Raw genomic sequence first — 21,937 nt, 5'->3', positions numbered from 1 at the left:
TTAACATGAGCATAGCTGTGAATACATCTGTTTTTTTTGAAGATGTAAGAATTTTTATTAAAGATTTAAAAGTAATTCCTCCTATAGAATATGAAATAAAACATAACTTTCCTTTTATAAAGTTACATTTTGTTATTAGTGGAAAAACCCATTACGAACCTAAATCAGGAAATGGTATTCCTATTACTATAGAAGGGGGACAGTATAATTTTTTTTATTTACCCGAAGTAGAAGGGAGATTACAAATAACATCAACACAAATAACCTCTATAGATATAGAATGCGATTATGCCTATTTTAAAAGATTATTTAAAAGTGATTTTTATAAAATAGCTGGTGTATTTGGAGAATCTATAAAAGAAAATATAGCTTTTAAAATGTGGAATAAGAGTCCTGAATTTGATTTTTTTCTTGAGAATAAAGTGAGTGAGATTATTACTTGTACAAAAAATAAAAATATTAATAAGCTCTATTTAGAGTGTCTTTTGAAGGATACTTTTAGATATTTATTTGCTAAAATGAATACTGACGGAGAAAAATTTGCTTGTATTCTTTCAAAAGTAGAATTGAATAAAGTAATTCAAGCAGAAAAAATATTACTAGAAAATATAAAAAGAGCAATTACAGTTGATGAACTATCAGCCTTAGTTGGTACTAATCGTCATAAATTAAATCGTAACTTTAAGAAAGTACATAATGAACCAGTTTTTTCGTACTTTACTCGTCTTCGTATGGAAAAAGCTAAGTTTATGCTTAGACAGAAAAATAGAACTATTTCTGAGGTGTCATATGAGGTTGGTTATAAAAACCCTCAACATTTTACAGTGGCATTTAAAAAACACTTTGGTTACGTGCCTAGTAAGTTAAGAAACTAATAGCATTATAACATATTTTAGTCTCCCTCTATTTAGAAATCTATATATCTAAACATAAATTGGTAACTAATTAAAAGGAGAGACTCCAAGAACTTAAAACACACATATAACGTAATAATTTTGATTTTTAATTTAAGGATTACAATGGATTAGAAATAAGTGTTAATTTCAATCATATACTATTACTTAAATTAAACTTCAGTTAATTGCCACATCATTCTAAGAAAAGTTTCATTTCAGAAAAAAATGTATCGTTATAAAGTTTTAAACACAACGTTAAAGCTTCTGGAGGTGATTTCTATATTTTGTTAATTATCGAGAAAAAGGGAAGTAATAAAATTTCATATCAGCTTACAACATTAACGTTACTTTCATTAGGCGTCCTACTTAAATTATAAAACTCATTTTTAGAATCTGGTTAGTTATTTTCTCCTTCATTTCACGAGAAGGTTACATTTCGGAAAAAGAGTTTATTTAAACAAGTCTTGAACACAATCTCTTAATTTTACCTTTCTATCGTATTTACCTTTTTGTTGCTCCAATAAGGAGACTTTATTACGGTTCAAATATTGAGAATAGCGTTTCCCAAATAGGATTCGATTATTCATTTTAGTACCGTTTTAAATGCATTTAATTAGCATTAAATGAAGTGATAAGTAATGAAAACCCCCGAAATTCCATGAATTTTGGGGGTTACTGCCTCTAAAAGGACTTTTAGTGGAGTCGGAGAGAATCGAACTCTCGTCCAAACAAGTTACCAAAGGGCTTTCTACACGCTTATTCTTTTCTTGGTTTTTCGATTAAAAGCTGGTTAAAGACAACCTACTTTTAACTTATCTTTTTTAGTTTCAAAAGCAAGTCAAAGCGCCTTACTTTCTATATTGACATTTACGATGCCTCAAAAAGGAACGCCGTCAATCAAGGCTTTCCGGAGACATAAAGCTTGCACACCTTGTGTGCCTTGGCCAATCCTACTATGATTCGGATTAAGCAGCTAAAGCGTAGTTATTCTCGCCGTTTAAAAGTGTGATCTAGCCTTTTACGTGTTTCAAAATCATTACACGACGTGCTTACCGTTCAATAAATCTCGCTGTCAAAACCAGTCGACCCCATTATTTTAAGTAAATATTTAATTTGCGTTCTTGAGTTAATCCTAAACTAAATTCAGGAAATTATCAATTACGCTTTTTTGGCGTTTCCCTACGGGTCAGGCTTTACACTATATCTTTTTAATGTTGTAAAACATTAAAAAGGATGCCGTTTCAATCCTTAACGCGACTAAAATTCATCTTAATAAAATAAGAAAAAAATTAGGACTGCAAAGCTATTAAAAAATTTGTTTAAACTCGCAATTCCGTGTAATTTAGTACAAAAGTTATGCCAATACAATGTGGTGTCAGTATCTTTAAATTTGCTGCTATGAAATTTGCTATTATTAAAGAGCGTAAATCGCCTTTAGACAGGCGTGTAGTGTTTTCACCAAAGACCTTATTACAAATAAAACAACAATATCCAGCAGTTAAATTTAAAGTCGAGAAATCTAAAATTAGAATTTTTCCTGATGAAGTATATAAATTAACAGGTTTTTTAGTGCTTAAACATGTCGCAGATTCCGATGTGTTTATTGGAGTTAACGAAGTGTCAATAGATTCCTTGGTGCCAAATAAATCGTATTTTTTCTTTTCTCACACCCTTAAAAAACAACCCTATAACAGGGAATTGTTACGTGCACTTTTAGATAAAAAAATTACGTTCTACGATCATGAGGCAATTACCGATATAAAACAAAATAGACTTATTGGTTTTGGACGCTATGCTGGTATAGTTGGTGCTTATAATGGGTTTAGAGCTTGGGGCCTAAAATACGATAGTTGGGAGTTACCAAAAGCCAATATGCTCTCAGATCAAAAAGCATTACATGCACATTTAAAAAAAATACAGCTTCCCAATATAAAAATTCTGTTAACAGGTAACGGAAATGTTGCTAAGGGAGCTTTAGAAATATTAGACGTATTAAAAATCCCCAAAGTGAGTATTGAAGATTATGTAAGTAAAACCTTTACTACACCAGTATACTGTAATATCAATACATTAGATTATAATACACGTATGGATGGCAAAGCGAAATCTATAAAAGATTTTTTCAAACATCCAGAACGTTATGCATCTACTTTTAATCAATTTGCTGAACATACAGATTTACTAATTACGGGACATTTTTTTAGTAACGGAGCTCCTGCATTATACACAGAAGCAGATGTAAAAAGTGCTAGATTTAAAATTAAAGTTGTAGCAGATATTAGTTGCGATCTCAATGGAGCTTTAGCATCAACCATACGAACTTCAACTATAGAGCATCCTTTTTATGGCTATAATCCGCAAACAGGATTAGAAACAGATTTTAAAGCACCTGATGCCATTGCCGTTATGGCTATAAATAATCTATCAAGTGAATTAGCTTCCGATGCTAGTATATGGTTTGGACAGATGTTCTTAAAACACGTAATCCCTGCATTCTTTAATAATGATGCTGATGGAATATTGGAGCGTGCCCGCATGACACACGATGGAAAATTAACACCTAGATTTGCTTACCTGCAAGATTATGTAGATGGTAAAGAGTGAATTCATAAAGATTATGGTTGTTAAGGAAATAAATATATCTCTTCAAAAATATTTTGAAATTGCTAGTACAGATTTAAAGTCTGATAAATACATTTATAGAGGTCAAACTAACTCCTTTCTTAAAGGAGGTTATTTGGAATGGAAAGTGTTTTCTTCTTATAATAGAAATGAACAATTCAAAAAAATTATGTTTTGCTCATTTCTTAATCAACAGTTGGAGACTAATCTCTTTGATATTTATTATAGAAATAATCAGTTTGTAACCGATAAAAAATTAAACAAGCTAGATTTAAGAAGTAAGCTTTATTATTTACAACATTATGGAATTCCAACTTGTTTAATTGATTTTACACATAACCCTTTAGTTGCATTATATTTTGCCATGTCCTCATTGAATGCAGTTGGAAATAGGAATTATTGTAGGGAAGGTTTTCCTAATTTTTATCCAGAAAACTGTTCAATCTCTATATATCAGATAAATTATAAAGTTTTAATTGAAGCCTTAAAATTATCAGTTATAAGTAGCAATTTAGTTTCAGAATATTACGGTAAATTCCAGTTTGAAACTAATATTTTGAATAAAGGTAAGAAGAAAATTCATTTAGGAATAGATGTGTTTCCGGAGTCAAATATATCGGGAGTTGATAATTTTAATTTGAAAAAACAGGAAGGAGCATTTATCTTATATGATAATCAACGTAATGATGATTACGATTTAATTGAATTTTTATGTGATTATTTTTATGAAAATGAAATAGAATTGGATGAGCCAATCGTAAAGATTTTCAAAATAAAATATAATGAATTATATAAATCTAGTAGTTCAAAACATCCCAATTTGAAAAGTGCTTTTAATATCTTAGAAGAAAAGAAAAAAACTGGTAATTATCTTTTTAATGATATTCAAGGATTGAAATATGATTTAATCTTTTTTAATGAGAGATAAAAATGGAATTAAGCTTGAGGTTTTTTCTTTAGTTTAAAATAGACATACAAAGTTAAGGCAGATAGTATTACCCAAAACAAATCGACAAAGAACAACTGGAAGTTTTGGTTTTTAAAACTCATCCATATCCAATTATTGGTGGAAACTCCATTGGCAATCGGAATTAAAAATCCGAATATAGATCCTAACAGTAACGTGTTTTTATTGGTGAAATAATTATCTTTTTTCAAAATATAGAATACTGTAAACACCAACCAACTTATAAAATAAAAGCTGTAAATAAAAGACATGCTTGCAGGTGCATTAAGTTTTACGGCTATAAAAGATAGTGCAGTTGTTGGGTACATACTTAAACATATGGCAAGGTAAATACGAACAAGCCACTCGTTAAAACGTCTTTTCTTTTCAGAAATGGTTTTTTTATTTCTGGCAACACCCCAAATCATCACTCCAGATATAATAACTAAACAGGAAATTATTCCAAGTAAGAAGCTTACAAGTTTTAGTGCAATTCCACCATAATCCCCATAATGTATTCTATACAGAACGTTTTTTACGCCGTCTAAGTACGTGGCTTCTTGATAAGGATTTTTTTCGTGTATTAATGCATCGGTGCTTACGTTATAAATAGCTTCCCCAGTCGCATTATATTTAGTTTTGTATTTTAAGTGGCCTTCAATTAAAACATGCATATTGGCATCATTATAATTAAAAACATGTATTTGTGTTACGTCAAAATCAGGCCATAAATCTTCTGTTTTATTAACATAGTAATTCAGACTAAAATCTTTATTTAAAGGAGTGTTTGCATAATCATAATGCGGGTGCACATATCCTAAATCGTCATAAAATTTAGCTTCGTCTCCATGAAAAAGTAGCATTACCGTAGGGGCAATGATAATGGCTTTTATCATAAAAAAGGCTCCAGTTACTGCATATACAAATTGAAATGGGAGTCCGATTACACCCAAAGCAGTATGCGCATCTGTCCACACTGTTTTTAGTTTAGCAAACGGTCTAAAAGTATAAAAGTTAGATACAATTTTGCTCCAATGCACAATGACACCTGTAATAATAGCAAAGAGAAAAAAGAAGGATATAAAACCAGCTAGTATGTAGCCAATAGGTTGCATTTGAGCAAAAAAATGCAGTCTGTAAAGAAATTCGCCTAAAGTATATTGTTCAAAATAAGTTTGCTTAGAATAGTCTTTAGTATCTAGTGTAAAATACCCTGGAGTTTCAATAGTTTTTGGGGCTAAGGAGTCTTTAGGAGCAGACATCATTACACCAATACGTTGTTCTATAAAATGCTTCGAAAACTCTAAATCTCTACCATCTAAATTATAGGTGTTATGTAAAGAATCAAGGGCAACATCAAAATCCATTTGTAGGGCTTCGGTGTTGTTAACTGTGTTATTACGCTCCCAATTAATAATTTCGTCTCTGAAAAACGAGAATGAACCCGCGAAAAAAATCACGTATAATAATACACTTATTACAATACCACTTATAGTATGTGTATGAAATAGAATGTTGTAAACTCTTTTATCGCTCATTATATTAAACTATCGGGTTATATAAATCTCCTAAATACATTAGTGTTGAAAATACTATGGTTAATGCGATGTAAATCCCCCAAATTTTCCATCCGTTTTTAGCTAGAAATGATACTACAAAAAGAACAGCCCACATGATAAATGCTGAAAATGCAGCGGTAATTATTACCGTGGTTGAATCTGCCCATGCTGTTAAAGCTAAGTGAAAAGACATGGTTACCAAATAACCACCTAAAAAACCAGCTGAGATTTTGGCAAAACGTTGCCAAGGTGATTTAGAAAGATATTTTTTATTTGCAGGCATAAAAATAGATTTATGGGATACGTACTACAAATTCTAAAACAAAGCACATTAATGTAAATAAGCTAAGCGATTTGTAATTGAATAGTTGTAATGGAACTAAGAGTATAATTAGACTTCCAAAAGTCATGAGGTAGATTACAAAAGAAAACATTCCAGCAGCTAAACCAAATACATTAATGGTTAGTATACAGGAAATACTTAATAATATATAACTTAAAATTTTACACAAATTTGTATGCTGATTTAGTAATGGTTCTATACCCAAAACATTTTCAGATTTCATTTTTTGTGAGGTTGTATAGTGTAAATAGAATGCTATAATAACCAATAAAATGGATAACGTAATCATATATTATATAAATTAAAACAACTCTAAATGTTAAGATTTAGAGTTGTTTTTAAGATTGTTTTTACAGAATGCAATAGGTAGCGCAATGCCAAATAAATTGATAATCTTTACCTTTAAATTTTCCTGGGACTTCTTCTTTTGTTGTGGTTTCAATAACATATTTGGTGTCCCACGGTGTTTTAAAAGATACATATCCATCCTTGTCTGTTGTTAATTTTTTAGACCAATTATCGGCCACAAAGATATCAACTTCTTGATCTTTTAACGGTTGTCCTTTAAATAAAATTTGTAGCTTAATATCGTGAGAGGTATTATCAACTTCAATAACAGATATTCCTGTTTTATTTACATTATTGGTATTTGTTACTTTGTTTCCTACCTGTATAATTGCAGAACTATTATAATGGGTTTTAAAAATACCAAAATCGTATTCGGTATAATCAATAACTTCAATATTATCGTTATCTAACACAATAGTATAAGTTCCATTTGCAGTTGGTGTAAATGAAGCCACATATCTATCTGTTTTGGCTGTAACTTTTAATTGTGTTTTTTTACCATTAGCATCTACAACCCAAAGTGTAAAATCTTTAACTTTAGGAAATGCTTCTCCTTGTACTTGCTCGATAACACCATAAGTGTATTCGCCGTAAAACACATGTATTTCTTGTGGGGTACCAACGGTGCCTTCGGCTTTAGTTTCTATCCATAAATAATGTGCAAAAGATGGCGTTGCTATGCAAATTAAAAGAATACATGTTACTAATAATTTTTTCATTATTGAATTGAGTTTTTAGAATTTGTATGCAAAGTTAGCTAAAACTGCTCTTGGTTGTTGTGGTGTTAATGTAGACCAACCAGAATAATATTCTTCATTAAACATATTGTTTAATTTTAATCCTATACGGTATTTGTCTGCGGCATAATATACAGAAGCATTAGCTACAATATAACTAGGTACGCTAAATACACCAGATGTGTAGCCTGAAGCATTTATTATATCACGTGCGCTTGCACCATTAAATCCTGCTCCAATTCCGAAACCTTCTAAAGTACCTGTTTCAAAAATATAATCGGCCCATAAATTGTAAACCACATCAGAACCTGCATCTACAGGACGTTCTCCTACGGTAGACGCTGTACTTGCTTTTTCAATTTCACTATCGTTATAGCTATATCCAGCTCTAATGTTTAACCCATCTATTGGATTGGCATTAATTTCTATTTCGAAACCTTTACTTGAGACTTCACCATCTTGAATTTGATTAAACGCATCATTAGGGTCTGTCATTAATCTGTTATTTACAAGAATACTATAGTAATTTACAGTAGCGTTTAAACGGTTGTTAAAGAAGTTTGTTTTAACTCCAAATTCGATTTGGTTTGCTTCTTCAGGTTCAAAGTTTTTTAAAGTTTGACCTTCTGTCGAGCTAGGATCTCCTACCAATTGAGGGGCGATGTTGGTAAATCCGTTTTGCCAGTTAGCAAATACAGACAATCTGTCTTCTATAGGTTGGTATAATAAACCAAATTTAGGTGATATTGCAAACTGGTCGTAATCATCTGTATTGGTAGTTATGTCGCCTTCGTTATCAAATTGATCAAAACGTACACTTGCCATAGCAGATAATTTAGAGGTAATATCTAACACATCTGAAACATATGCACTATACACATTAGTACGTGTTTTATAATTGTTTATGCTGGCTGTAGCTAAAGCAGCATCTACACCAGCGGTTGTTAATGGGTACCCGGCAACTTCTTCACTTGTACTTGGAGTAACAGCACCGTAATAGGCATAACTACTACCATTATCTATACTGGTTACTGTATAATAATCTAAACCAGCAACGATTCTGTTTCTTAAGTTTCCGATTTTAAAATCACCATTAAAATTTTGCTGAATATCTGTTGTTCTTGTTAAGGCGTCTTGCTTGTTTAAATAACGCGAAAATGTGCCTTCACCAGTTAAATCGTATAAGTAAGTATAATACCCTTTAGTAGAAGTCACACTTCTAGAAACTATAGTTTGAGAGTTCCAAGTGTCTGATAATTTATAGTCCATTTCTACACGGTAATTTTGTGTAGGGTTTTCTAAAGTTAAGGCATTACTTGTGTAAGATGTTTTGTAATCGTAACCTAAGTCATCTAAATCCTCGTATTGCATAGTTGCGTAACGACTTAGGAATAACATGGTTGGATTTGTTTTTTCAGATTGTGTAATTTCTCCGTAGAAAGAAAACGATAATCTGTTATTAACTTGGTATGATAACGAAGGAGCTACAAAGAATGATTTTTTAAAACCAGCATCTTGGAAACTATCTTCTGTGTGGTATGAAGTATTTAATCTGAAATATAGATTTTCGTCTTTATCTAAAGCCGTATTAAAATCTCCTGTTAATACGTTTAATCCATAAGATCCTGCCGTATAAGAAATTTGTCCGCCAAAACCTTTATAAGGTTTTTTTGTAACCACATTAATTAATCCACCGTAAGACGTTACCGAAGATCCAAAAAGCGTTGCCGAAGGCCCTTTAATAACTTCAATGCGCTCAATATTAGCCGCGTTAATTGTTCCGTTGGTTAATCCAGGAACACCGTTAACTAATTGGGGTTGTACGCTAAATCCACGTAAAGAATAATATCCAGCACCATCGCCACCACGACCGGTAGACGTCCATAGTTGCTGTATACCTGTTGCGTTATCTAAAGCATCTTCAAAGTTTGTTGCTATTTGAGATTCTAAAATGTCTGTAGTAATTGTAGAGTAAACTTGTGTGTTTTCTAAATCTTTTAAAGGGAGTTTAGATACATAGGCGGTTTGCTTTCTAGCAAACATATTACGACGTTTTCCATCGATAACGACTTCAGATAGGATTTCTTGTCCTTCGTAAAGCGTAATATTTGGTAACGTAATATTGCTGTTAGCAACTGTAAAAGGCACTTCTTTTGTTTTATATCCTAAATAGGATACAATAGCTGTATAGTCTCCAGCTTCTATATTTTTGATTTCAAAGTGGCCATCAATATCGGTTTGACTTCCGTTAGTTGTATGTTTTAAAGAAATATTTGCCCCTACAATAGGAGTGTTTTCTGCATCTGTTACAGTACCGCTTACAATAATTTGTTGAGCATTAATAACAAAAGATGTTAGTAATAGCGCAGCAAAACTGAATAATGTTTTCATTGTTCTTATTTAGACTAGTTATTAATTATAAAATTTTTGACAAATGTATGTTAGCGTATTAGATTAACCAAAACTTATTTATAATAATTTTAAATAAAAGGAAATTGAAGTTTTGTACTACTTGATTTTTAGGCTTTAGTATTATATTAGATTAAAATTTTATCTTTTTGAAACCTGCAGAAGAACATATTCTCCGTCAACCCGAACCTTATCAATCTATTATGTTATACGTGCGTAGTGTTATTATGAAAACACTAGAGGTTGAAGAAAAATATAGTTACAAACTTCCGTTTTACTATTATAATAAGAAGCCTTTTGTGTTTCTTAATATATTAAAAGGTACAGATTATGTAGACGTGGTGTTTATGGATGGTGTGCTTTTAGAAACTAAATTTCCAGAGTTGCAAGATGCAAATAATCGTAAACGGGTGCGGTCTATTCATATTAAAAATCTAGAAGATTTAGATGAAATACGATTTGTGGAACTTTTGGGATTTGCTTCAGAAATTAAAGCGTAAATCTTTAATTTATTAGAATTTAAAGCGTTTTCTTCATGATATAATTTTGAAAAGCCATGCCTTTAAATGTTTTTTTCTGCTTCTTTACAATATCAAAATAGCGATCTTCAAAAAACGGTAAAGCGGTAATGCTCACATCGGTTCTAATTTCAGGGTAATCTTCAATCATAACCTGCGATTCTATAGTTCGCAATAGAGCAGAAGCTATGCCTTGTCTTTGGTGGTCTTTATGTACAAATAAACCATCTAGATAATAGCCTTTTTTTAAATAGGCAAATCCTACAATTTCAGTATCACGTTCGGCTACAATAAAGTAAAAATCAGATATGCGTTCTATCCAAATATCTGTGTCGTTGGCTACAGATGCCCAAGCAGCTATTTGTTTTTCATTATAATCTAAAGCATTAACATTAATAATGGTATCTCTAAACAAGGTGGTAATATCTGCTACATCTTCAGGGGTTGCTTGTCTAATGGTAATATCCATAATTAGTCCACTTTTTTAAAGGTCAGCGTATTTTCATCTGGATTCGATAAATACAAGCGGTTGTTTTCAATTTTAAATTCAGTACTACGTTTTAAAGCTTTTATAAATTGAGCTTCTAGGTTATCTTGTAAACACATTTTTTTTGTGACTGCAATTTTTGTGAATCTAATTTTAGATTGTTCAGAAAAAATAGTGCCATTCATAGTATTGCAACCAGCATACCCCATGAAAGTGTTTGTGCGAGTATTAATCTCCATTTTGGGTAATTCTTTTGCAAAGTGTGCAATACTAATAGAGTCATTAGCAATGGTTTCTAACACCCAGATGTCATGTAATCGGTAATCTGTAATATAGTCTCCACAACCTTGATAAGTAGTAAAATCTGTTGCTGAAGCTTGTTTAAAATCTATAGAAACTGAATAGGGATGTGTTTTTGATTGAGCATCTACACATTCGGTCATTGCAATTTTAATGTTAATGTGTCCCAATTCTGTTTTTGTACGATACGATTTAATGTTTGCGTCTGAAGCAAGCACAGGTTTTGGAAGTGGAAAATAATAATCTTCAGTTTTAATTGAAAACTTAATTGCATTTTCAGACAACTCTAAATTCCATTCTGAATTTTCTCCAGAGCTTTTAAAAAATGCAAACGTATTATGTTCAGGCATATCTGCAGCAGTAGTTTTTGCTATAGAATTGGTAATACTTTTTACAGTCGAATCTGATTTGTTTGTCTCTTTTTTAGAGTGGCCACAACTCACAATCAAAATAAAAAGTAAGGACAATAAGCTGTTTAATAGATGTTTCATGCCTTAAAAATAAACATTATAGCCTAAAAATACTACCAATTGAAAAAATTGTTTCGTAAAAGAAAAAGTGCTGTGAAGCACGATCTGAAGGATTTTTTGTTGTTCTAATATCTGGTAAATTGATAAAACCTCCTTTTAAATCGCCTTGAATAAAAAAGTGTTTAAAAAAGGTAAGATTTAAACCAGCACTAGTAGAAAGTCCGTATCCTGCAATATGGAAATCGTCGTTTCTCTTGTAAGCAAAGACTTTAGCATTCGTTTTAGGGTATAAAACTCCACCACCAACAGATTCTGTTAACTTTACCTGAAAGACATCTGTGTTATTTATTCCGAAAAGCTTAGAAATATCATCGAACCTAGCAATTTCTGTATGTATATAGTTTAAACCATCTGTATGCTCGAAAGTTAAAAATCCTTTGTGTAACAATACAGGCGAATCTTGAAAACTGTTGTTATAAAGGGAGCTTTCGTCGTTTTCTGGAATATTAATATAGCCGTTAGCACGAACTGTTTGATCTTGCGTCATTACATATTTCATGTGGTCTAAACTCAGCGTTACTGCATAATGATCACTAATAAAATACCCCAATCTAAAATTAGTTTGAGGAATGGTCATATTTGCAGGATTTATATAATCTACATGCCAACCTTTGGGTTTATCATGCGCAGCTACATCATATAATGTAAAATTGTAATCATCTCCCGTAAAAGTAATATCCGAATTAGAGAAATGATCCCTGTTTCCGCCCCAACTTACAAAGAACTTTCCTTTATTAGTTGCAGTGTATTTTACAGTTTCTAAATCTTGGGCATTAGTGTTTAATAATGGTAATAGCATACTACCTATTACCATTATAATAGTTTGAATTTTCATTAAAAAGGGGGGTATAAAGAATTAAAAAGCAGTTACAGTTTTTCTAATTGCAACTAAATGCCTTAATAATCCTTCTAGGTGATCTAAATGTAACATGTTTGCGCCATCACTTTTAGCGTTTGCAGGATCGAAATGTGTTTCAATAAATAACCCATCTACATTGTTTACAATACCAGCTCTAGCAATGGTCTCAATCATATCTGGTCTTCCGCCTGTCACACCACTAGTTTGGTTAGGCTGTTGTAGGGAATGTGTTACATCTAATATTGTAGGCGCATATTGGCGCATGGTTGGTATACCTCTAAAATCTACAATCATATCTTGGTAACCAAACATAGTTCCTCGATCTGTAATCCAAGCTTTATCGTTTCCAGAGTCTTTTACTTTTTGTACGGCATGTTTCATGGCCTCTGGACTCATAAATTGTCCTTTTTTTAAGTTTATAACTTTACCAGTTTGGGCTGCCGCAACAACTAAATCTGTTTGGCGAACTAAAAATGCAGGGATTTGTAATACATCTACATATTCTGCAGCCATGGCTGCATCAGAGATTTCATGAATATCTGTTACAGTTGGAATATGAAATGTGTCTGAAACTTTCTTTAAAATTTTAAGTGCTTTTTCATCACCAATTCCTGTAAAACTATCAATTCTACTGCGGTTGGCTTTCTTAAAACTCCCTTTAAAAATATAAGGAATCTGTAAATCGTCAGTGATTTTAACTATTTTTTCGGCAATACGTAATGCCATGTCTTCACCTTCAATTGCACAAGGGCCAGAGAGTAGGAAGAAATTATCAGCATCAATATATTTTAATTGAGGAACATCTGAAAGGTTCATACTGTATTAAAGTTTTTAAGCTGCAAAGATACGGAAAATTAATACGCTATTACAGGTGAATGCTAAGTTGTTTGTAGGATATAGCAGGAAATTTGAAAGAAAAGTATAAAAAAGTAAAACAAGCTTAATTATATTATGTATACAGTTAGGCTGGAAATGAGATGCGTAAAAAAAACAAAATCCTAACCCGTAATAAAAACACACCTAATTAATTGTTAGGATTAGATGTTTTTAAGCAGGTAGTAAGTACATCTAGTTGTTGTGATTTTGTTAATATGATTATTAATGGTAAGTAGTATATGCTGTAATTGTGTATTTAATAATTAAGGGAGACTTTTTTAATAATTTGATATACAATTGATAAGGAGTTGTTTTGTTGAAAAATCTATATAGATGTTATATAATTAGGTTGCCAGATTATTATATGATTAATTTATGAGATAATATACATTATTCTATAAAAATATAGTGTACATTTGCACGCTTAAATAAGGCATCAAATTTATGGCTAATATTAAAAACATTGCAATTATTGCACACGTAGATCACGGTAAAACAACCCTGGTAGATAAAATTATGTACCACTGTCAATTATTCCGTGAAAACGAAAACACAGGAGATTTAATCCTTGATAATAATGATTTAGAACGTGAGAGAGGGATAACTATTACGTCTAAAAACGTTTCAGTTATTTATAAAGACACAAAAATCAATATCATTGATACCCCTGGTCACGCCGATTTTGGTGGTGAGGTAGAGCGTGTATTAAACATGGCCGATGGTGTGTTATTATTGGTAGATGCTTTTGAAGGGCCTATGCCACAAACGCGTTTCGTATTACAAAAAGCAATCGACTTAGGGTTAAAACCATGTGTGGTTGTTAACAAAGTAGATAAAGAAAACTGTACGCCAGAAGAAGTACATGAAAAGGTATTCGACTTAATGTTCGAATTAGGAGCAGAAGAATGGCAATTAGATTTTCCAACAGTTTACGGTTCAGCAAAAAATAACTGGATGAGCGACGATTGGAAAAACCAAACAGAAAACATCGAGCCTTTATTAGATATGGTGATTGAGCACATTCCAGCACCAAAATTTGAGCAAGGCACAACACAAATGTTAATTACTTCTTTAGACTTCTCTAGTTTTACAGGTCGTATCGCTATTGGACGTTTAACACGAGGTGAATTAAAAGTTGGTCAGAATATCTCTTTAGTAAAAAGAGATGGTAGTATAGTAAAAAATAAAATAAAAGAACTTCATGTTTTTGAAGGACTTGGACGTATAAAAGTAGACGAAGTACAAACTGGAGATATTTGTGCTATTGTTGGTTTAGAAGGTTTTGAAATTGGAGATACTGTTGCCGATTTTGAAAATCCTGAGGCTTTAAAAACAATTACTATTGATGAGCCAACAATGAGTATGTTGTTTACAATTAACGATTCTCCTTTCTTTGGGAAAGACGGAAAGTTTGTAACATCACGTCATATCAAAGACCGTTTAACAAAAGAATTAGAGAAAAACTTAGCATTACGTGTTCAAGAAACCGATAGTGCAGATAAATTTTTAGTCTTTGGTCGTGGTGTACTTCACTTATCTGTTTTAATTGAAACAATGCGTCGTGAAGGTTATGAACTTCAAATTGGTCAGCCTCAAGTAATCATCAAAGAAATTGATGGTGTAAAATGTGAGCCAGTAGAAGAAATGACTATAGATTTACCTGAAAATGTTTCTGGTAAAGCTGTAGAGTTAGTGACTATGCGTAAAGGAGAAATGTTAAGCATGGAAGCTAAAGGAGAGCGTATGGTAATTGAATTTATGGTACCTTCTCGTGGTATTATTGGATTACGTAACCAATTATTAACAGCTACAGCTGGAGAGGCTATTATGGCACACCGTTTTAAAGAATATCAGCCTTTAAAAGGAGGTATTCCAGAGCGTCAAAACGGATCTTTAGTTTCTATGGAAAAAGGTACAGCAATTCCTTACTCGATTGATAAATTACAAGATCGTGGTAAGTTTTTCGTAGATCCAGGTGAAGATATTTATGAAGGTCAAGTTATTGGAGAGAATTCTCGTCAAGACGATATGACAGTAAATATTACTAAAACTAAAAAACTAAGTAACGTACGTTCGTCTGGTGCAGATGATAAAGCTAAAATTGTTCCTGCAATTAAATTCTCTTTAGAAGAAGCTTTAGAATACATCCAAAAAGACGAGTATGTAGAAGTTACACCAAATTTCTTACGAATTCGTAAAATTCATTTAACCGAAGTAGAGCGTAAGCGTAACAAGATTATTTAATATTTTATACGACTATTTACTAGTTGTTTTTAAAATAATCGATATATTTAAAAGAGGAATCCATTTGGGTTCCTCTTTTTTGTTTTCTATACTAATTTAAAAATAAAACTATGGACATGTTAGGCATTTCAGTAACGGAGTGGGTTGGTTATTTAGCTTCTTTTGTATTATTAGTGTCGTTTACAATGAAAGATGTTACTAAACTAAGAATAGTAAATTCTGTAGGTTGTGCACTTTTTGTAGTATATGGTATTATGCTTGATACATCTTGGCCGGTAGTAATTACTAATGGATCCATCATGCTTATAAATGCTTATTATTTATTTCTGAAGAAAGGATAATACTAATGGCCTGTAAAAATTATAAGAAAGATTAAGTAAAGTAATACACTCCACAAAATATTATATATTCGCTATTAAATTTAATCTGATATATAGAGAAGCGCTCTTTTATGCTATTTAACTCCCTAGATTTTGCTGTATTTTTACCGATAGTTTTTATACTGTATTGGTTTGTTTGTAATAGGAAGTTAGGTGTGCAAAATACGCTTCTTGTTATTGCAAGTTATATGTTTTATGCTTGGTGGGATTGGCGTTTTCTTTCTCTCATTTTTTTTAGTACTTGCATAGATTATTGTATTGGCCTAGCACTTAGTAAAGAACAAGATCATTTTAAAAGAAAATTACTACTATGGGTTAGTATTTGTGTAAACCTTGGTTTACTTGGTTTTTTTAAATATTATAATTTCTTTTTAGAGAATTTTGTTAATGCCTTTACAGCGTTTGGTGCCAATTTACGTTATTCATCCTTAAATATTATTCTGCCAGTAGGTATTAGTTTCTACACGTTTCAAACCTTAAGTTATACGATAGACATTTACAGAAAACAGCTAGAACCAACAAAGAATTTTATTAGTTTTATGGCGTTTGTTAGTTTTTTTCCGCAGTTAGTTGCAGGACCCATAGAACGTGCTAAGAAATTATTACCACAGTTTGAAACTACACGGGTATTTGATTTTGAAAAAGCAAAAGACGGACTAAAACAAGCGCTTTGGGGATTGTTTAAAAAAATGGTTATCGCAGATAATTGTGCACGTTTTGTAGATGAATTTTTTGGTCATTATGAAGCCTATTCAGGAAGTACATTATTAATAGGAGCTTTCTTTTTCACCATTCAAATTTATTGTGATTTTTCTGGATACTCAGATATTGCAATTGGTGTATCTCGTTTATTCGGATTTAATTTATCCAAGAACTTTGCATTCCCATATTTTGCTAAAAATATAGCCCAATTTTGGCGTCGTTGGCACATGTCGTTAACCACATGGTTTAGAGATTATGTGTATATTCCTTTAGGAGGAAATCAAGGAACTAAAGCCTTTCAAATAAGAAATACCATTTTGCTTTTTGTTTTGATAGGTTTTTGGCACGGTGCTGCTTGGAAATTTATAGTATATGGATTTATCAATGCCTTATATTTTTTACCACTTATTATTTGGCGTCCAAAACGAACAGATAGAAACGATGTAAACACTAATCATCTAATTCCAAGTCGTGCCGAGTTTATTGGTATGGTTAAAACCTTTGCGTTTCTAGTTTTAGTACGCGTGTTTTTTAGAGCAGATAATTTACAAACGGGAGTTAGTTATCTGAGTAAAATATTTTCGGTTTCCTTTTTTACAGTTCCAGAGTTTGCAAATCGTATAGATGCTATTGTCCTTTTTATAGTTATACTTGTTTTTATGAGTATTGAATGGGTTGGTAAAACAAACGAATATGCAATAGAACAATTTGCTGTTACTTGGAAACGGTCCTACAGATGGTGTTTTTATTACGTTCTTGTATGCTGTATCTTTTATTTTTACGCAAAGCCCCAACAATTTATTTATTTTCAATTTTAAATGAAAAAGTTCTTAAACCTATTATTGTTGTTTTGTTTACCAATTTTGGTAATAGGATGTTCTATGGAATTTTTATTGCGTCAAATTCCCAATGCGTACCAAATAAAATCAAATTATTTAATTGAAAATAAAGATAGTATACAAACACTTCTTGTAGGAAGTTCTCATGTTTTATATGGTATTAACCCCGATTTTTTAACAGATAAAGCTTTAAACTACGGCAATGTATCTCAAACTATAGATATTGATTACGATATTGTTAGTCAATATATTACAGAATTACAGGCTTTAAGTACAGTAGTTTTAAGGTGGTCTTATACCACACCTTTTGAGCAATTAAAAAAAGGAGACGAACGTTGGAGACTTAAAGATTATGCAATCTATACAACGGTACATACAGAGACCAAATTAAAATATCATTTTGAAATGTTTAGTGTTAAATTAAAATATAATATTGAACGATTATACAACTATTATATCTTAAAAAAAGAAATTGAGCATACTAATACTTCAGGGTGGAGTATGCATATGGACGCGTCTAAATTAGTAAACCTAGAGACATTAGGCGAGCGTATAGCTAAAAAACATACTGCAATTACAGATAATTACTATACCGAGAATGTAAACATATTAGAACGTATAGTTAAAATGTGTAATAAACATAATATAAATGTTTTACTCGTTACCATGCCAGCTTACCATAGCTATGTTAATAAACTAGATACTCTTCAATTAAGGAAAACCATAGATGCGGGTGTTAATATGCAACAGCAGTATGAGAATTGTAGGTATTTTAATTTGTTAAATGATAAACGTTTTGATAAACAAGACTTTATTGATGTAGATCATTTAAATGCAACGGGCGCAGAAAAATTTTCAAAACTAATTGATAGTTTACTTACTCAATAAAATGTATTTTTAACTTATGAATCAGTTTAGGGTAGAACGATATAATGAGACACATTTAAAGGCATGGAACATGTTTGTGTCTAAAGCTAAAAACGCGACTTTTTTATTCCATAGAGATTTTATGGACTACCATAAAGATCGTTTTACAGACTGTTCGCTATTAGTATATAAAAACAATAAACTTATAGCGGTTTTACCTGCAAATATTAAAGATCAGGTTTTATATTCTCATCAAGGATTAACGTATGGAGGTATAGTGTTAGAACCTAATACAAAGTTTAAAATTGTATTTGAATGTTTTAAAGCGATACTCAAATGGTTGTATGCTGAAGATGTTTTAACATTTAATATCAAAATTTTACCGGCTATATATTCTATAATACCAAACGATGAACTGTTGTATTTAATGTTTTTAATGAATGCCAATTTGTATCGAAGAGATTTATTGTCTGTAATTAATTTGCAAGCACCATTGCCATTTTCTAAAAGCAGATTAGAAGGTTGTAAACGTGCTAAAAAACACCAAATAATTATAAAAGAAGAACAAACTTTTGATGCTTTTTGGAACACAATTTTAATTCCTAATTTATCTAAAAAACACCAAGCTAAACCCGTGCATAGTTTAGAAGAAATTACGCTTCTTAAAACAAAATTTCCAGAACAAATAAGACAGTTTAATGCATATTATAACGGACAGATTGTCGCAGGAACTACGGTGTTTGTAACCGATGTTGTGGCACATTCACAATACATTTCTGGGAATGCTTCTAAAAATGAATTGGGAAGTTTAGATGTTTTACATGCACATTTAATTCAAACTGTTTTTAAAGATAAATTGTATTTTGATTTTGGAACATCTAATGAAAATAATGGTAAACAGCTTAACGAAGGCCTTCAGTTTTGGAAAGAAGGTTTTGGCGCACGAACAATTATTCAAGACTTTTACAGTTTAGAAACAAAGAATGTTGCACTTTTGGATGCTGTTTTATTATGATTAAATTTTTAGACTTACATAAAATTAACCAACGCTTTGAAGTAGATTTTCAGGCAAAATTTAAAACATTTATAGATTCTGGGCATTATATTTTAGGACATGGTGTTGCTACTTTCGAAACCGAGTTTGCAAATTATTGTGGTACTAAATATGCTATTGGAGTTGGTAATGGTTTAGATGCTATTACTCTAATTTTAAAAGCCTATATGGCTTTAGGTGAATTACAAAAAGGCGATGAGGTTTTAGTGCCTGCTAACACTTATATCGCAAGTATTTTAGGAATAATTCAGGCAGACTTAATACCTGTGTTTGTTGAGCCCGACTTAGATACTTATAATATATCTATAGCCGATGTAAAGCGTAAAATCACCACGAAAACTAAAGCGGTATTAGTGGTGCATTTATATGGGCAATTGGCCAATATGGATGCCATCCAACAGTTTGCAGGGTCTAATAATCTGCTTATTATTGAAGATGCTGCCCAAGCTCATGGAGCTACATATAAAGATAATCGTAGAGCTGGAAATTTAGGCAATGCTGCTGCATTTAGTTTTTATCCTGCCAAAAATTTGGGAGCCTTGGGAGATGCAGGTGCGGTTACCACAAATAACACTCAATTAGCACAAACCATTAAAATGCTCTCTAACTATGGAACAACCTCTAAATACGTAAATAAACTTGCAGGTTGTAATTCTAGATTGGATGAAATTCAAGCTCTATTTTTGAGTGTAAAATTAAAGCAACTCGATACCGATAATGATTTTCGTCGAAAAGTAGCAAATCAGTATCTCTCAAAAGTTAAAAATAATAAAATAATATTACCTTTATGCACAGAGTCTAAGTCTCATGTGTTTCATTTGTTTGTTGTGCGAGTAAATAAAAAAGAAGAGTTTATGTCGTATTTACTAAAACATAACATTGAAACCTTAAATCATTATCCAATTCCTCCTCATAAACAAGATGCTTTACGTGGTTTTAATCATTTAAAGTTGCCAATAACAGAGCAAATTCATAATACCGTTGTGAGTTTGCCCATAAGTCCTGTTATGAGTAATGATGATGTGAATTATTTAATAAATGTTTTAAATACATATTAATTGAGAAAATTAATAGATTATATAAATAACAATGTTTTAATTAAAGTTGCTTCACTTAACTCGGCATCTGTAATAACTAAAATAGTGACAGGTTTTTTAACCTCTAAGGCCATTGCAATTTTTATTGGAGCAGAAGGTTTGGCATTAATAGGTAATTTAAGAAACTTGGTGAGCTCTTTACAATCCTTTGCTGTTTTAGGAATGTATAACGGATTGGTTAAATACATTGCAGAATTTAAAAACAATACAGTCGAGCTTACTAAAACACTTTCTACAGCATTTTATATCGGATTTATTTCAACGATTATAGTATCTTTTTTATGCTACTATAATGCAGAATATATAAACATATTAATATTTCCTACATATAATGACTATGCATATGTAATACGAGTCATGGCTATTGCTTTACCTTTCTATTCCATGAATATGTTTGCATTTTCAATAATGAATGGATTTTCTAAGTATAAAATGTTGCTAATAATTAATATTATTGGGCAAATTTTGGGTGCTTCCATTACATTAATTTTAATATATCAAAATAAAATAGATGGGGCTTTAATCTCAATAGTGGTATCAGAGTCTATAATTTTCTTAATTACATTAGTCGGTGTTGTTAATCAGCGAAGTTTAATACCTTTAATTAAAGCGAGTCAGGTTAACTTTACGAATATAAAAAACTTGAGTTCTTATTCTATTATGGCTTTATTTTCAGCAATAATACTACCGCTTGTAGCCATTTCAATTCGAACGTATATCATAGATAATATTGGTTATAAGGAAGCTGGTTTCTGGGAGGCCATGGTTAGGATTTCTAAATATTACCTAATGTTTGTTAGTTCTTTAATGTCATTATACATTTTGCCTCGTTTTTCAGAAATTGACAATAATAAAGAATTTAGAGAAGAGGTTTTTGGGTTTTATAAGACTATTATCCCTGTATTTGGATTGGGGTTATTAGTAATTTTTTTACTTAAACGTTTTATTATAGCTATAGTTTTTACAGATGAATTTAAACCTGTTGAAGATCTCTTTTTATGGCAACTTTTAGGAGATTTTGTAAAAGTGCTTTCTGTCGTAATTTCATATCAATTTTTGGCTAAAAAAATGTTTTGGCATTATATTATTACTGAAGCATTTTCGGTAATGATTATGTATTTAACAAGTATATATTTTATAGACTTATATGGGGTAAAAGGTGCTACAATTGCTCATTTTGTGACGTATGTGATGTATTATGGAATAATATTACTAATTTTTAGTTCGTCTTTATTTGGGGTTATTCCTGAAGAACAACTTATTAAAGAGGAAGAACCATATTTAGATGATGACGATAATGAGAAGACTAAAGACACCTAGTTGA

20 protein-coding genes and 1 other RNA gene are annotated in these 21,937 nt (G+C 31.4%); 11 read left to right on the top strand and 10 right to left on the bottom strand.

The window, feature by feature from the left end; genetic code table 11:
- Window positions 1-17: 17 nt before the first annotated feature.
- The gene (locus tag FNB79_RS00740) at window positions 18-875 is read left to right on the top strand and encodes a helix-turn-helix domain-containing protein (RefSeq protein ID WP_185967818.1); all 858 of its coding nucleotides are present in this window, start codon (window positions 18-20) and stop codon (window positions 873-875) included.
- A gap of 715 nt (window positions 876-1,590) precedes the next feature.
- Here FNB79_RS00740 and ssrA read toward each other — a convergent pair.
- Window positions 1,591-1,986, bottom strand: a transfer-messenger RNA (tmRNA) gene (gene ssrA / locus FNB79_RS00735).
- 308 nt (window positions 1,987-2,294) lie between these two features.
- On the opposite strand from ssrA, the gene FNB79_RS00730 reads away from it, so the two are divergent.
- Window positions 2,295-3,500: an NAD(P)-dependent oxidoreductase gene (locus FNB79_RS00730; protein ID WP_143379476.1), complete on the top strand. Its 1,206-nt coding sequence runs from the start codon at window positions 2,295-2,297 to the stop codon at window positions 3,498-3,500.
- A gap of 13 nt (window positions 3,501-3,513) precedes the next feature.
- Window positions 3,514-4,446: an FRG domain-containing protein gene (locus tag FNB79_RS00725; RefSeq protein ID WP_185967817.1), complete on the top strand. Its 933-nt coding sequence runs from the start codon at window positions 3,514-3,516 to the stop codon at window positions 4,444-4,446.
- 8 nt (window positions 4,447-4,454) lie between these two features.
- On the opposite strand, the gene FNB79_RS00720 is transcribed toward FNB79_RS00725, so the two are convergent.
- The 5 genes from FNB79_RS00720 to FNB79_RS00700 all read right to left on the bottom strand — a co-directional run bounded on the left by FNB79_RS00720 (window position 4,455) and on the right by FNB79_RS00700 (window position 9,842).
- Entirely contained in the window at window positions 4,455-6,002 is a 1,548-nt protein-coding gene (locus FNB79_RS00720) for a PepSY-associated TM helix domain-containing protein (protein ID WP_143379474.1), read from the bottom strand.
- A gap of 4 nt (window positions 6,003-6,006) precedes the next feature.
- Window positions 6,007-6,306, bottom strand: a complete 300-nt coding sequence (locus FNB79_RS00715) for a hypothetical protein (RefSeq protein WP_143379473.1) — start codon at window positions 6,304-6,306, stop codon at window positions 6,007-6,009.
- A 10-nt stretch (window positions 6,307-6,316) separates the two neighbouring features.
- The gene (locus FNB79_RS00710; RefSeq protein WP_143379472.1) at window positions 6,317-6,655 is read right to left on the bottom strand and encodes a hypothetical protein; all 339 of its coding nucleotides are present in this window, start codon (window positions 6,653-6,655) and stop codon (window positions 6,317-6,319) included.
- Window positions 6,656-6,716: 61 nt separating this feature from the next.
- Complete coding sequence (locus FNB79_RS00705; protein WP_143379471.1) at window positions 6,717-7,433, bottom strand: DUF4198 domain-containing protein; 717 nt, start codon at window positions 7,431-7,433, stop codon at window positions 6,717-6,719.
- Between the two features lie 15 nt (window positions 7,434-7,448).
- Window positions 7,449-9,842, bottom strand: a complete 2,394-nt coding sequence (locus FNB79_RS00700; RefSeq protein WP_143379470.1) for a TonB-dependent receptor — start codon at window positions 9,840-9,842, stop codon at window positions 7,449-7,451.
- 167 nt (window positions 9,843-10,009) lie between these two features.
- On the opposite strand from FNB79_RS00700, the gene FNB79_RS00695 reads away from it, so the two are divergent.
- Window positions 10,010-10,360 (top strand): DUF1801 domain-containing protein, encoded by a 351-nt coding sequence (locus FNB79_RS00695; RefSeq protein WP_143379469.1) that lies wholly within the window; start codon window positions 10,010-10,012, stop codon window positions 10,358-10,360.
- 19 nt (window positions 10,361-10,379) lie between these two features.
- On the opposite strand, the gene FNB79_RS00690 is transcribed toward FNB79_RS00695, so the two are convergent.
- From FNB79_RS00690 to kdsA, 4 genes are read right to left on the bottom strand one after another with little or no spacing between them, the layout of a single operon-like run.
- Entirely contained in the window at window positions 10,380-10,847 is a 468-nt protein-coding gene (locus tag FNB79_RS00690) for a GNAT family N-acetyltransferase (protein WP_143379468.1), read from the bottom strand.
- A gap of 2 nt (window positions 10,848-10,849) precedes the next feature.
- Window positions 10,850-11,656, bottom strand: a complete 807-nt coding sequence (locus FNB79_RS00685; RefSeq protein ID WP_143379467.1) for an META domain-containing protein — start codon at window positions 11,654-11,656, stop codon at window positions 10,850-10,852.
- Window positions 11,657-11,672: 16 nt separating this feature from the next.
- Complete coding sequence (locus FNB79_RS00680; RefSeq protein WP_185967816.1) at window positions 11,673-12,530, bottom strand: hypothetical protein; 858 nt, start codon at window positions 12,528-12,530, stop codon at window positions 11,673-11,675.
- Window positions 12,531-12,551: 21 nt separating this feature from the next.
- Complete coding sequence (gene kdsA, locus FNB79_RS00675) at window positions 12,552-13,370, bottom strand: 3-deoxy-8-phosphooctulonate synthase (RefSeq protein WP_143379466.1); 819 nt, start codon at window positions 13,368-13,370, stop codon at window positions 12,552-12,554.
- A 504-nt stretch (window positions 13,371-13,874) separates the two neighbouring features.
- Here kdsA and typA point away from each other — a divergent pair.
- The 7 genes from typA (at window position 13,875) to FNB79_RS00640 (ending at window position 21,933) form a co-directional block, all read left to right on the top strand.
- The gene (typA, locus tag FNB79_RS00670; protein ID WP_143379465.1) at window positions 13,875-15,674 is read left to right on the top strand and encodes a translational GTPase TypA; all 1,800 of its coding nucleotides are present in this window, start codon (window positions 13,875-13,877) and stop codon (window positions 15,672-15,674) included.
- A gap of 110 nt (window positions 15,675-15,784) precedes the next feature.
- On the top strand, window positions 15,785-16,015 hold the full coding sequence (locus FNB79_RS00665; RefSeq protein ID WP_143379464.1) for a uroporphyrinogen decarboxylase: 231 nt from the start codon (window positions 15,785-15,787) through the stop codon (window positions 16,013-16,015).
- Window positions 16,016-16,209: 194 nt separating this feature from the next.
- The gene (locus tag FNB79_RS00660) at window positions 16,210-17,574 is read left to right on the top strand and encodes an MBOAT family O-acyltransferase (protein ID WP_317129209.1); all 1,365 of its coding nucleotides are present in this window, start codon (window positions 16,210-16,212) and stop codon (window positions 17,572-17,574) included.
- Window positions 17,575-18,483, top strand: a complete 909-nt coding sequence (locus FNB79_RS00655) for a hypothetical protein (RefSeq protein WP_185967815.1) — start codon at window positions 17,575-17,577, stop codon at window positions 18,481-18,483.
- A 16-nt stretch (window positions 18,484-18,499) separates the two neighbouring features.
- Window positions 18,500-19,477 (top strand): GNAT family N-acetyltransferase, encoded by a 978-nt coding sequence (locus FNB79_RS00650; protein WP_143379461.1) that lies wholly within the window; start codon window positions 18,500-18,502, stop codon window positions 19,475-19,477.
- Complete coding sequence (locus FNB79_RS00645; protein ID WP_143379460.1) at window positions 19,474-20,574, top strand: DegT/DnrJ/EryC1/StrS family aminotransferase; 1,101 nt, start codon at window positions 19,474-19,476, stop codon at window positions 20,572-20,574. Before FNB79_RS00650 ends, FNB79_RS00645 begins: the two co-directional genes overlap by 4 nt.
- A complete protein-coding gene (locus FNB79_RS00640; RefSeq protein WP_143379459.1) occupies window positions 20,575-21,933 on the top strand; it encodes an O-antigen translocase in 1,359 nt (452 codons plus the stop codon).
- Window positions 21,934-21,937 lie beyond the last annotated feature (4 nt).

The sequence above is a fragment of the Formosa sediminum genome, from assembly GCF_007197735.1.
In the GTDB taxonomy this organism is placed as follows: domain Bacteria; phylum Bacteroidota; class Bacteroidia; order Flavobacteriales; family Flavobacteriaceae; genus Formosa; species Formosa sediminum.
This window is presented reverse-complemented; position numbering and strand designations above follow the sequence as displayed.